The sequence below is a fragment of the Sphingobacterium thalpophilum genome, assembly GCF_038396785.1.
Classification (GTDB): domain Bacteria; phylum Bacteroidota; class Bacteroidia; order Sphingobacteriales; family Sphingobacteriaceae; genus Sphingobacterium; species Sphingobacterium thalpophilum_A.
Genome location: NZ_CP151087.1, coordinates 4,627,580 through 4,639,494, shown reverse-complemented (window position 1 = coordinate 4,639,494; position 11,915 = coordinate 4,627,580). Strand labels below are relative to the sequence as shown.

Sequence of the window (11,915 nt, the reverse complement as noted above, 5' to 3'; positions counted from 1 at the left end):
TATGAAAGATGCCTTTTTTGTTTTATAATGTACAATACGTATCTTTAATGACAACACTTTAACCGATTATCCGCAGGCTTTGAAAAAGAACATTCCTTTTACATTCATTATACTGCGCCTTGTCTTAGGCCTGCTGCTGTTGCTCTTTTACTGGCTCAAAGTGGATCATTTTAAATGGTATGCAATTTCATTTCTTATAATCGGATTATTAAGCGACATATTCGACGGCATTATTGCCCGTAGGCTAGCTGTTTCTACCACGCTGTTACGCCGATGGGACTCCAGTGTTGATCTCCTGTTTTTTGCCTGTATTTCACTGGTAAGTTACCTGAGCTGTCCTCAATTTTTTAAGGATAATGCTACATTGATTTTGATCTTGGTAGGATCAGAGATATTAACCTACATCATTAGCTTTGCAAAATTTAAAAAGGAAATTGCAACACACTCCATTGGAGCGAAGATCTGGACGCTGTTTTTATTCGCCCTTTTAGTCGAATTACTACTACATTGCCAATCGACAATCTTATTTCAGTTAACAGTCTGGCTAGGCCTTCTTACACGTTTGGAAATTATTGCTATTATCCTCACGCTCAAAAATTGGTCTAACGACATCCCAAGTATCTACCACGCCATCCAGCTACGCAAAGGAAAGGCGATCCTTAAAAACAAGTTGTTCAATAGTTAATGCGGCTCCTCATCCAAACCTTCAGATAAGCTATACAATGTCCAATGTTTTGTTTTTATTGACTGAGCTTCTGTCCGAAGCAATTGGATAAAATCACGCACACCGAGTTCTTCATTCCCATTGCCATGAATCAGAACAATACTTCCGTCCTTGGCTTGCTGTCCTTTAGCCAACCATGCATCCGAGCCAACTGCAATAAGACCATAAGACAACAGCCGTTCAATAATATTTCGATCTGAAACTAAGCCCGGACAACGAAAAAAAACGGAAGGCATAAGACCATTCTTTAGCATCAATTTTTCATTCTCCAATACCTCATAATTTAGATTCGTATTTTTAGAAAGCAGAAAATTGGACGTTAAAGGGTTATTGTTAAAAACATGGTCGTACGTATGATTGATCCAGGTAATCTTTACACCTTTTGTATCCAATGACTTTAGCCATTCCAGATCTGCAGCATGATTTAGCATCCATTTGCCCGAAACAGAAACGGCCAGTGGCAGGGTGCTATCAATTCCCTTAAACGCAAGGAGAAGATCCTCAAAAATAGCTTTGTCCAATGGTTTGTGTGAAGGACATAGATCGATCGTCAAATTAATACCAGCCTCTTTGGGAAGTCTAAAATTCAGCCCCGCATCCTGTAAGTTATTTTCAGTTTTTCTGACCAAGGAAAAACAACTTTCATACACCGAACCACTTAGACTTTTCGTAACCTGAGCCGCATCTTTGTACAGAACGCTTACTGATCGATCTCCTACTACACGCGTTTGCAATGTAGTAGGATCTACCGTTAAATAATATTTTACAGCATTTTTCGTGAAACTACGGATCCCCACCAAGGAATTATTATTTTCACGAAGGATTAACCACTCTGTTCTGTAGTTTTCCAAATTAGCATATGAAGCCTGTCCATAAGAGAATAGGACGCATACCAAAAATAGACAAACAAAAATGAGCTGTTTCATCATCAATTACCACTTGTTCTTTTTGACTGTAGATTTGTTGGCCATACCATCTGCTTGCCATCCTTATCGATTGGCAATATGATTTTTTCCCGGGAGACCAAAGTTGGTTCTTCACAGGCTAGGTAAGTTAAAATCGCAACGATAATGGCGTTTTGTTTCACCTCATCAAACACAATCTTATCGTAGGTATCGCGATTGGTATGCCAGGTCACTTTACCATAATCCCAGGAAGTGGAAGAGAGCCCAAAGGCTGGAATTCCTTTTTGAACGAAAGAAGAGTGATCACTCCCTCCCGTCCCCGGCATGCCCGGAAAACTGGTTTGGATTTCATTGCGGAACTCTTCAGGCAAATATTGCACCCAGCGGCTAATGTATTCGTAGGATTTTTCAAAACCACTCCCCCCGATACGAACAATTCGCCCCGTCCCATTATCCTGATTCCATACCACCTGTATATTTTTAGCGATCTCGGGATGGTCCTCTACAAATGCAGAAGAACCGTTCAGCCCCTGTTCCTCACTACCCCAGTTACCGACCAAAATCGTTCTTTTATTTTCCGGATAAACCTTTCTTAAAATACGGACTGCCTCCATCATTGTAATCACCCCGGTAGCATTGTCTGTAGCACCCGAAGCTCCGTCCCAAGAATCTAGATGTGCCGAAAGCACAACATATTCGTCCGGTTTTTCTTTTCCTTTGATCTCCGCAATACTATTATAGGTTTTTGATGTCCCAAGCTCCTTTGAATTTCCCTGTAGTGATACCCGAGGTTTGACCCCATGTTCTGCCATGCGGTATAACAGACCATAATCTTCCAATCCGACATTAAATACCGGAATCTGTTTGGACTTCGCATCAAAAATCCGTGTGATGCCTGGCAGCTCCGTCCAGTAGGAATCAATAACACCAACGGCTCCCGCATTCTCCAGGGCCAATGGCAATGTCCGACGGGTGCTTCCCGTGTAGGACATGCTGCCTTCCCATTTTTTCAACTGATCATTCTTTAAGGTTTGATATTTTTCATAACCTTTCGGGGAAGCAGACTCCTTCCAGTTGGCATCAGATCTCCCCGACAGTGGATTCATCCCAATCAATACAATCTTGCCTTTAACTGTTTTAAGCCAGGACTGAAAATCAGATTGGGAGCTAAACAAAGGCATAGCGACCACTTCTGCCTCGATCCCTTTCTCCTTCGTCATAGGACTAAAAGCCAACTGTGTACCTTCTAAAGACTTTATTCTCGGATAAGTCATCGTCACTTGAGAAGTTCCCCGTTCCCAGGAACGCCATTCACCATAAGGCTCATTACGAGCCTGTGCTCCAAGCGCATTATAATTTTTGACAACCCAATCGTGCGCCTGTTGCATTTGTGGACTCCCGACAAGACGGGGGCCAATCATATCGACAAGCTCAAACGCATACTTCTCCAATTGTGAATTTGCATTTGCCTCCTGCACAATTGACGAAACCATCGCGTCTTTATTTTGCGCAAAAATAGTTGGAGCGCTCAATAATAGAAGTGCCAGCCCCAAAGATTTCATTCCATGGTATTTCATTGAATCTATCTTCATCTTTATATCATTATTTATAATTAATTGTTAACCAGCGAACACGATCATCTGGAATATATTGAATTGTACATTCACGTTCCTATTTTGTTCACCTACAGCTAATTCAGAAACTCAACGTTTCCTGTGATTGGTTTTTCCGAAAATTACTAAAGAATATTTAAAAAAACACATTCATTTTTAATCAATTAAATAATATGCCCTTATTTAATTAAAAAGAGAACATAAAAAAGCCTGAAAAGAATCTTTCCAGGCTTTACTAAATATAGATATGAGGGTTGATTAGTTACACTGCTTCCACTTTGGATTTCTCGTAGCTCTCTTGGTGGACTGAGGCTACAGCTCTTCCAGATGGATCATTCAGATGCTGGAAAGAAGCATCCCAAGCCAAGGCCTCTGGTGTACTGCATGCGACAGATTTTACCGAAGGAACAGTTTGTGCCGCCGCTGTTGAAGGAAAATGGGACTCGAAAATTGTCCGATATAAAAACTCTTCCTTATTTTTCGGTGTGTTTATCGGGAAGCGCGTTGAAGCCTCTGCAAATTCCTGATCAGAAACTTTATTTTCAGCCTGCTCTTTCAAGGTATCGATCCAGCTATAGCCTACACCATCAGAAAATTGCTCTTTCTGGCGCCATGCGATGCTCTCCGGCAAGTAGTCTTCAAATGCCTTACGTACAACCCATTTCTCCATTCTTCCTTCGCGAATCATTTTATCGGAAGGATTGATGCGCATAGCAATATCCATAAATTCTTTATCCAAGAAAGGTACACGTCCTTCTACTCCCCAGGCCGCAAGTGATTTATTTGCCCGCAGACAATCGTATAGATAAAGCTTTTTCAGCTTGCGTACAGTTTCTTCATGAAATTCCTGTGCATTAGGTGCTTTATGAAAATAAAGATACCCACCAAAAAGCTCGTCTGAACCTTCACCCGACAATACCATTTTGATGCCCATTGATTTGATTACACGAGCTAATAAATACATTGGTGTAGAAGCACGTACCGTTGTGACGTCATAAGTTTCCAGGTGATAGATCACATCACGAATAGCATCTAATCCTTCTTGGATTGTAAAGTTGATCTCGTGGTGTATCGTTCCGATATGATCTGCAGCTTTTTGCGCTGCAATTAGATCCGGTGCACCCTTCAGTCCCACCGCAAATGAATGCAATTGAGGATACCAAGCATCTTCTTTATCGTCACTCTCGATGCGTTTAGATGCAAATTTCTTCGTTACCGCGGCAATAACGGATGAATCCAGTCCACCGGACAGCAGTACACCGTAAGGTACATCTGACATCAATTGACGATGTACCGCATCTTCCAAAGCTTTGCGTAAAACGGCGATATCGGTCTCGTTGTCTTTTACGGCATCGTAACTTTCCCAATCACGTTGGTACCAGCGCTGTGGAGTTTTCCCAGCTTTGCTATACAAGTAATGTCCCGGAGGAAATTGTTCAATCGTCGTACAGAAACCTTCCAGTGATTTTAATTCAGATGCAACAAACAACTGTCCCTGTTCATCTTCACCGTAATATAAAGGGATAATACCCATATGGTCACGTGCAACAAAAAAGGAATCATCACGCGAATCATATAGTGCAAATCCAAAAATACCATTTAATTCATCCACAAATGAGGGACCTTTTGCTAAATATAAAGCCAAAACAACTTCAGAGTCACTTTGTGTAGAAAACGCATAATCAGGAAGGCTATTTCTTAATTCATGGTGGTTATAGATCTCGCCATTAACTGCTAGTACAACTTTACCATCCGGACTGTACAAAGGTTGACTTCCCGATTTGGGATCAACGATAGCTAATCTCTCGTGTGCCAACAAAGCTTTCTCACCAGTGAATATACCCGACCAATCGGGACCACGGTGACGAATACGTTTTGACATTTCTAATACTTGAGATCTCAATGAGCTTGCAGGTTGCTTTAATTCAAAAGCGCCAATAATTCCACACATATTATGAAAATTTTAAATATTTCGTTTTTACATTATGTTATTGATACAAAGTAAAACAATTAAAAACTAAATTCATAATGTTTTTTAATTTTTATTGTGTTTTTATTAAAAATAGATTCATAAACAAAATTATCAACGAAACACTTATTTGTTTACAATAATCACACAATAGATTAACAATTGATCTGCGGATTTATCGTTAAATTAACGTCATAATCAAATAACCAGGACATGGATCTAATTAGAACCTTCTATAGTGAGCTTGCGCTCACACCCCAGGAATTAACGGCCATCACGGACAAACACGAAGCCATAACCGTCAAAAAGGGCGATTTTATATTGACCAAAGGGCAGGTTTCAAATGCTTACTACTTGATTGAGTACGGACTTACACGCTCCTTTTTACATGATTATGAAGGTAATGAAGTCACCATCGGCTTCTGCAGTGATAATGATGTTGTCATTGAAGTGGCTTCTTTTTTTCAACGCAATCCCACGGTGGAAAATATTCAGGCGCTCATGGAAACCCGTCTCTGGAAAATAAAATTTGAAGATTTTCAGGAACTCTTTCATCAGATTCCCGAATTTAGGGAATGGGGCCGTTCCTGGATGGCTAAAGAACTTGTTCACAGTAAAAATAGAGCTATTGCCATGATTACAGAACCTGCTACTGCCCGTTATCTACGCCTGATTAAGGAAAAACCTATATTGATACAGCAAGCCCCCTTAAAACATATCGCATCTTATTTGGGTATTACCGACACTTCCCTAAGCCGTATTCGAAAAGAAATTGTCCACGGAAATTAATCCTTTTTAATGAATAAAGGACTAATTTTTAAATCTTGCCTTAAGGCAAGATTTTTAAGAAAACTTCAGTTTAATTTTACAAATGTACTCCCACGCTATTTCTTGTAGTCCCCTGGGAAGAATAATTGAGAAAAAGAACGAAAAGAAGTAATCATTATATTCAAAAATTAGAAATCATGGCAAAATTACACGCTTACCTAAATTTCAACGGAAACTGTGAAGAAGCATTCAATTTTTATGAAAAAGTCTTCAACACAAAGAACCCAGGCTACATGCGTTACGGAGATATCCCCGCTGATCCACAAATGCCACCTGTTCCAGATGAAGCAAAAAACAAAATCTGTCATACAGCAATTTCGATCAATGGAGACAGCATGTTGATGGGTGCCGATGTCATTCCTGCTTTTGGTCAACAATACATTCAAGGAAACAACAGCTACGTCATGCTGATGTGTGAAAGCACCACAGAGGCAAAAACATTATACGATGCACTGAGTACCAATGCAAAGGCTGTTGAAATGCCGCTCGGCGAAACATTCTTTGCCGAATTATACAGCGCTTTTCAAGATCAATTTGGCATTTGCTGGATGGTTTATTTTGGCGGAAATAAAGAAGAAGATTGCGAAAGTAAGCCTTAAGCCAGCGAAACAGTCCGTAATGTATTTGGCAAAAAAAAGGGCGGTAACAACTGTTTACCGCCCGTTCTATTTTCGATGACTTCTGCCTATTTACGCGATCTCGATCGGAACTGTCGCTACAGCAAGGCATCCCTATTCCACCGTAAGCTCCCCCTAAAGCTGAACGTATTATTTCTTTACCAATACCTCTTGCTCAAACAGGATCCCTTCCCAGCCATTTGTCCTAAATTGACGAATGTTCTGATGTCCCTCTCCCTCAGGATTATCGAGTACATTCTGATAATGCTCGGCAAAAAGACGCAAGGTATCCTCCTGCGAAAGACCATTCAACTGTGCAAAATAGAAAACTTTTGCACTACCTTGATTTTCTTCTTTCGAATTTTTCAACGTCCCATTCTGAAATGCACTGGGACTATAGCTGTACTGATCGGCAATATGAGCCAATACTTCCTGAAACTGTAATTCGCTTCCTTTTGATTTAATCAATAATTCTGCTGTATTCATCTTGATGTTATACCTTTTAAAATCTATTCTAATTTAATTTCTCAACCATAAACCTGAATGAACAGGCATTAAGCGCTCTTAAATAACTCCATGCAGCGAACCTCCCTTTGCAGCAAGCTGATCCACACGTCTTTCCACCGCTTCATCTTTAATCAAAGCCGGGGCATGGTGGGGTTTTGTTCGCGCATCAATAATCAGGGGACCTTCACAACCCCAATGTTTAAATGCTGTAAAACTATTTATTCCATAAATATCATACGCCGGGTTACTTCTGGTAAACGTTGTCCAAACAAAGTTATTGACAGTAGCAGCGGTAAAATTGGCGTCATCACATAAAACAATCAATGGAAAACCTTCCCAGGAGCTTGCAGCGGCAGCGCGGCACCATTCCGCCATAATTTTCGATTCATGCTCGTATGTGGAGAATGCCCGTCCATCTATCGCAATAACACCAGGTATGACAAATTTTGCCTGATTGAAAGGTCGTGGCAGCTCAAAATTGGCAGGCAATTCACGACCCAATGTTCTTTTCTTTGTACCAGCGGCAGCAAAAACCACCTTTGAACCCGCATTTAATCCATCTCCGGAATAATCCAAGGTATCAATAGTCGTATTGGTCTGAAAATGAACATCTCGAGTGAGGTCTATGCGTTCAAGGATATGCCCCAAAAAAGCCGGAATATCATAAATATCCAATTGCGGATTATCTTCATGTGCTGAAATAAACAAATATTTAGCAAGGCTGAGCTGATTTTTACCCAGTATCTGATTGGCTATTGTTAAAATTTCCTGCGGTCGATCGACACGCTGATAAGGCGTATATCGTTCAGACCCTATTGCAAAAAGCAAGGGATGTACACCAGCGGCATCAACAGCATTAACTGCATGGAGACCTGAAATCTCCTTTGGAATAGCCGCACCCGTAATTTCATGGATTAAAGCACCAAAGCTAGTATCTTCCTGCGGCGGTCGTCCCACAACTGTAAAAGACCAAATTGGATTTTTCTTGTGGTACACATTATGCACCTTCATCAAAGGAAACGGATGAGTTAAGCTATAATAGCCGATATGGTCCCCAAAAGGACCTTCTGGTTTATTTTCGTTGGGATAAACAGTACCTGTAATAACAAAGTCCGCATCCGCAGAGATACAAAAGCCTCCATCATCATAAAAATAGCGAAATCTTCTATTTCCCAATGCCCCGGCAAAGATCATCTCAGAGAGTCCTTCCGGCAGCGGCATTACTGCAGACAAGGGGTGGGCTGGAGGTCCGCCGACAAAAATACTCACCTTTAAAGGTTTACCGAGCGCGTTTGCCTTAGTTTGATGAACCCCGATACCACGATGTAATTGATAATGTAAACCAATCTCCTGATCGGGCAGATAATCATTCCCGGAAAGCTGAATCCGGTACATCCCCAAATTAGCCTGCATAATACCAGGTTTGGCAACATCTTCCGTATATACCTGCGGCATCGTCACAAAAGCGCCACCGTCCATTGGCCAGTTGACAATCTGCGGAAGTTTACTAATTGATGTTTTTCCGTGAAGTATGGGAGCCCCCGACTTTTTTTTCCAGGGTAAAGCTCCTAGGGCGGTCATCGATGAACCAATATATTGAAAGGGATTTTTCAGCACTGCGGCAGGATTCATCTTAACGTCCACCAATTTTTTCAGGTGATCCAACGAATCCCGAAACATAAACTTCGAACGATCCAGCGTTCCAAATAAATTAGATACAGCGGGAAACTCCGAACCTTTGATATTTTCAAAATACAATGCCGGTCCTTCAACATCAAATACCCGCATATGAATTGCAGCCATCTCTAGATACGGATCGACCTCTTCTTTGATCCGGATTAAATGGCCATGTTTTTCAAGATCCGCAACACATGCTTCTAAACTATTGTATCCCATATATTAAATCTGCTTCAACACGTTAATCCACAAATTTAACAGAATAATTTATTAAACAGGATATAAAGAAAAAACCTTTAGCGATCTTCGATCTTGCTCCCCTACCATCGTATACAACCGACATAAGATGGCCAAAACACCCTAAAAGCAACGTTCAAACAAAAACAAGCACATCGAGCAAGGGCTTCAGTAGCCCACTAGGTATCCATGCAGACATAGGATTTCAAAGGAGTAAATTCAAATGCCTGTACCCGTTGCCAAGTTGAATTATCTACATTTTTCTCATAATACAGTACTCTTCTAAATTCGTCGATATCTTCTTTATTGATATCATTCAACCTTGTCAGCAAGAGTTTAGCAAAAAATTTATTGACGCCTATTTCTCTCTTTTGACTCTCGGAAGTGCACTTGAGGAAATGGTAAAATAAGCCTCTAAATGTCATTTCTTCATTGCCGCCGAGGTAAATAACTTCTGATATAAAATTATTTTCCCAAGGCATTTCCCGCAGCCAGCGGTATACATCGAGCAAAGGCAGCGGTCGAAACTTCAGCGAAGCCACCCAGTTCCAGTAAAATATGGTCTGCCGTTTGGCAAGTTTCGCAAATATCCGATTCAAAACACTCTCTTTCCCGATCACGCTACTTTTAATCACAATGGTATATTGGACACGTAAGTTCTCCAGCAGATCACGTACAGGCTCCAAGAAATGTTCATCCATTAACCGAGCAACATAGATCACACGATTATTGCCGGCACGTTTACAAATTTCTACAAAATTGCGCAGGCCGAGCAGTTCAAGCTGAAGCTGTATATCATTGTCAAGCGAGGGAACTTGCGTAAAATAAATCCCAAAATTGAGATCAGCAATTTGAAAACGCTCGAAAGCTTCCCCTTTCCGCAGCAGGTCCAATTCAAAAAGTTTTGCCGTTACCTTTTCTTTCACTATTTTATTAAAAAGGGATAAGTTGCGCACTAATCCCGTTACATCAAAATCGCTGGATTGCAAATAACAGGATGCCCGTCGTCCCAAATAGGTATTTAGCCCGCTGATTAAAACCTTTTTCATTCGTATTCTCTATTTTTATGGCTATGAAACCATCACGATTTAATGATTCGTTCTCACGATCGTGAGCCATTAAATAAGATCGTTTCTTCCTAGTACCCTTTCAATCTCTTAAACGAACAAAATCCCTAGGATGGTTTCATTGGTGATGCAGCTATCTTTTCCATGTTTTTCTTACGCTTTTAATATGTTACTCCGATTGTCTCAAGAACAGCGGCAATAACCTACAAATATCATAATTCCCTGATTTTAGAACAGAGAAACATAAAATAAGTTTAACACTATTTTTATTTTTTCCTAACCAAAATATAGTAAACCATTCAAACAAGTACCGTCATTGTCCTTTTTTTGTCAATTCGCGCATAAATACTTTCAGGAACACAATATCCTTATATATTTGTAAATCTTCTGAAAATAGGCTGCACTAAAAAGTATTTATCTTCACCTCTATGGACAAAAGGGCTACAATGATCTGGTTTAGAAATGATTTAAGACTTCATGACAATGAAGTATTTTATCAAGCTTCTGAAAAAAGTTCATTTATCATCCCGGTATACTGTTTTGATCCCCGATATTTCGACCGCAATCAATTTGGCACCTTAAATACCGGTGTTTTACGGGCGGCTTTTGTCATCGAAGCCGTGACCGCTTTAAAAGAAAAATTAAAGAGCCATGGTAGCGATTTATTGACTTATATTGGCAAGCCTGAAGATATTATTCCAAGAATAGCACAAAAATACCAAGTCAACGAGGTTTATCATCACCGCGAAGTGGCACTTCGGGAAACTTCTATATCGGAAAAAGTAGAAAGTGAGCTTTGGAGCAGTAAAATAAATTTGCGTCATTTCATTGGCCATACCCTTTACCACAAGGAAGACCTTCCTTTCCCTATTAAAGATATACCCAATGGTTTTTCTATTTTCAAGAAAAAAGTTGAGCGGGAAAGTCTAGTTCGGCAACCAATCCCATTTCCGACCAATTTCCTTACCCCTCCCCATCTCGAGGACACCAAAATTCCGTCATTAAAAGATTTAGGCTATTCAGAGGAGGAGATCAAATCTGTTGATGACATCTATATTCTCGGTGGCGAAGATACGGCGCTTAGTATTATGCATGCGGTATTGTCAACCTATCCGGAAACGGACCAGGACCCCTTGATTCTAGGGCCTTTTATAGCTTCAGGTATCTTGTCACCTATTTTACTCTATAACAATATCAAAAAACTTGGTGAAGGTAAGAAGGACAAACGATTTGAAAAGATTGTCGACATTCTTCTCTGGCGCGATTATTTTAGGTTTATGCTTAAAAAATATCCAAATATATTTTTTAAGCCACAGGGCACTAAAAACAGCTCCCATCAGAATCATCCGAACTTAGAGAGGAATGAAGAATTATTTGAAAAATGGAAATCGGGCCATACAGAACACGATTTTATAAACAGTGTGATGGTCCAGTTACAGAAGACCGGCTATATCCCTTATCAGGCACGCTTAATCGCAGCCAGCTATTTAGTTCATGAGTATCAGGTAAACTGGCTTCGTGGCGCCTCCTGGTATGAAGAGCATCTATTAGATTATTCTCCAGCAACTGTTTACGGACAGTGGTCTCATATTGCCGGGGTTGGGACAAGCGAAAAAGACAATAAAGCACTGGATTGGCAAAAATTGATCAAAACTCATTTCCCAAATGGACTTCCAAAACTGGAGGAAATACTGGTTAAATAAATCTTCGGCAGAAATAAATAATTCCAATAGAAAATAAATTTGTAGTACGCTAGAAGCCCTTTTTAAAT

At 40.4% G+C, this 11,915-nt stretch carries 10 protein-coding genes; 4 read left to right on the top strand and 6 right to left on the bottom strand.

Annotated features, from left to right (window positions below; translation table 11 throughout):
• Positions 1 to 79: 79 nt before the first annotated feature.
• Entirely contained in the window at positions 80 to 685 is a 606-nt protein-coding gene (locus AACH28_RS20415) for a CDP-alcohol phosphatidyltransferase family protein (RefSeq protein ID WP_341831357.1), read from the top strand.
• On the opposite strand, the gene AACH28_RS20410 is transcribed toward AACH28_RS20415, so the two are convergent.
• From AACH28_RS20410 to asnB, 3 genes are all read right to left on the bottom strand, one after another.
• A complete protein-coding gene (locus tag AACH28_RS20410) occupies positions 682 to 1,653 on the bottom strand; it encodes a polysaccharide deacetylase (RefSeq protein ID WP_341831356.1) in 972 nt (323 codons plus the stop codon). The two genes, AACH28_RS20415 and AACH28_RS20410, sit on opposite strands and share 4 nt — an antisense overlap.
• On the bottom strand, positions 1,653 to 3,221 hold the full coding sequence (locus AACH28_RS20405) for a M20/M25/M40 family metallo-hydrolase (RefSeq protein WP_341831355.1): 1,569 nt from the start codon (positions 3,219 to 3,221) through the stop codon (positions 1,653 to 1,655). Before AACH28_RS20405 ends, AACH28_RS20410 begins: the two co-directional genes overlap by 1 nt.
• A gap of 283 nt (positions 3,222 to 3,504) precedes the next feature.
• Positions 3,505 to 5,193 carry an asparagine synthase B gene (asnB, locus tag AACH28_RS20400; RefSeq protein ID WP_341831354.1) on the bottom strand — a complete coding sequence of 563 codons (1,689 nt, stop codon included), beginning with the start codon at positions 5,191 to 5,193 and terminating at the stop codon, positions 3,505 to 3,507.
• A gap of 231 nt (positions 5,194 to 5,424) precedes the next feature.
• Between asnB and AACH28_RS20395 the strand changes: the two genes are divergently transcribed.
• Entirely contained in the window at positions 5,425 to 6,000 is a 576-nt protein-coding gene (locus tag AACH28_RS20395; protein ID WP_336834995.1) for a Crp/Fnr family transcriptional regulator, read from the top strand.
• Between the two features lie 176 nt (positions 6,001 to 6,176).
• Positions 6,177 to 6,638 carry a VOC family protein gene (locus tag AACH28_RS20390; RefSeq protein WP_159731185.1) on the top strand — a complete coding sequence of 154 codons (462 nt, stop codon included), beginning with the start codon at positions 6,177 to 6,179 and terminating at the stop codon, positions 6,636 to 6,638.
• Between the two features lie 168 nt (positions 6,639 to 6,806).
• On the opposite strand, the gene AACH28_RS20385 is transcribed toward AACH28_RS20390, so the two are convergent.
• From AACH28_RS20385 to AACH28_RS20375, 3 genes are all read right to left on the bottom strand, one after another.
• Positions 6,807 to 7,142: a HopJ type III effector protein gene (locus AACH28_RS20385; RefSeq protein ID WP_341831353.1), complete on the bottom strand. Its 336-nt coding sequence runs from the start codon at positions 7,140 to 7,142 to the stop codon at positions 6,807 to 6,809.
• 78 nt (positions 7,143 to 7,220) lie between these two features.
• Positions 7,221 to 9,059: a UbiD family decarboxylase gene (locus tag AACH28_RS20380; protein ID WP_341831352.1), complete on the bottom strand. Its 1,839-nt coding sequence runs from the start codon at positions 9,057 to 9,059 to the stop codon at positions 7,221 to 7,223.
• Positions 9,060 to 9,256: 197 nt separating this feature from the next.
• A complete protein-coding gene (locus AACH28_RS20375; RefSeq protein WP_336834999.1) occupies positions 9,257 to 10,126 on the bottom strand; it encodes a hypothetical protein in 870 nt (289 codons plus the stop codon).
• A gap of 446 nt (positions 10,127 to 10,572) precedes the next feature.
• Between AACH28_RS20375 and AACH28_RS20370 the strand changes: the two genes are divergently transcribed.
• Positions 10,573 to 11,847 (top strand): deoxyribodipyrimidine photo-lyase, encoded by a 1,275-nt coding sequence (locus AACH28_RS20370; RefSeq protein ID WP_341831351.1) that lies wholly within the window; start codon positions 10,573 to 10,575, stop codon positions 11,845 to 11,847.
• The last annotated feature ends 68 nt before the right edge of the window (positions 11,848 to 11,915 follow it).

Excerpts from the sequence above, each read along its gene's own strand:
- AACH28_RS20395 (WP_336834995.1), top strand. The coding sequence starts at position 5,425 with ATGGATCTAATTAGAACCTTCTATAGTGAGCTTGCGCTCACACCCCAG.
- AACH28_RS20375 (WP_336834999.1), bottom strand. The coding sequence starts at position 10,126 with ATGAAAAAGGTTTTAATCAGCGGGCTAAATACCTATTTGGGACGACGG.
- AACH28_RS20380 (WP_341831352.1), bottom strand. The coding sequence starts at position 9,059 with ATGGGATACAATAGTTTAGAAGCATGTGTTGCGGATCTTGAAAAACAT.
- AACH28_RS20385 (WP_341831353.1), bottom strand. The coding sequence starts at position 7,142 with ATGAATACAGCAGAATTATTGATTAAATCAAAAGGAAGCGAATTACAG.
- AACH28_RS20390 (WP_159731185.1), top strand. The coding sequence starts at position 6,177 with ATGGCAAAATTACACGCTTACCTAAATTTCAACGGAAACTGTGAAGAA.
- AACH28_RS20405 (WP_341831355.1), bottom strand. The coding sequence starts at position 3,221 with ATGAAGATAGATTCAATGAAATACCATGGAATGAAATCTTTGGGGCTG.
- AACH28_RS20410 (WP_341831356.1), bottom strand. The coding sequence starts at position 1,653 with ATGATGAAACAGCTCATTTTTGTTTGTCTATTTTTGGTATGCGTCCTA.
- AACH28_RS20370 (WP_341831351.1), top strand. The coding sequence starts at position 10,573 with ATGGACAAAAGGGCTACAATGATCTGGTTTAGAAATGATTTAAGACTT.
- asnB (WP_341831354.1), bottom strand. The coding sequence starts at position 5,193 with ATGTGTGGAATTATTGGCGCTTTTGAATTAAAGCAACCTGCAAGCTCA.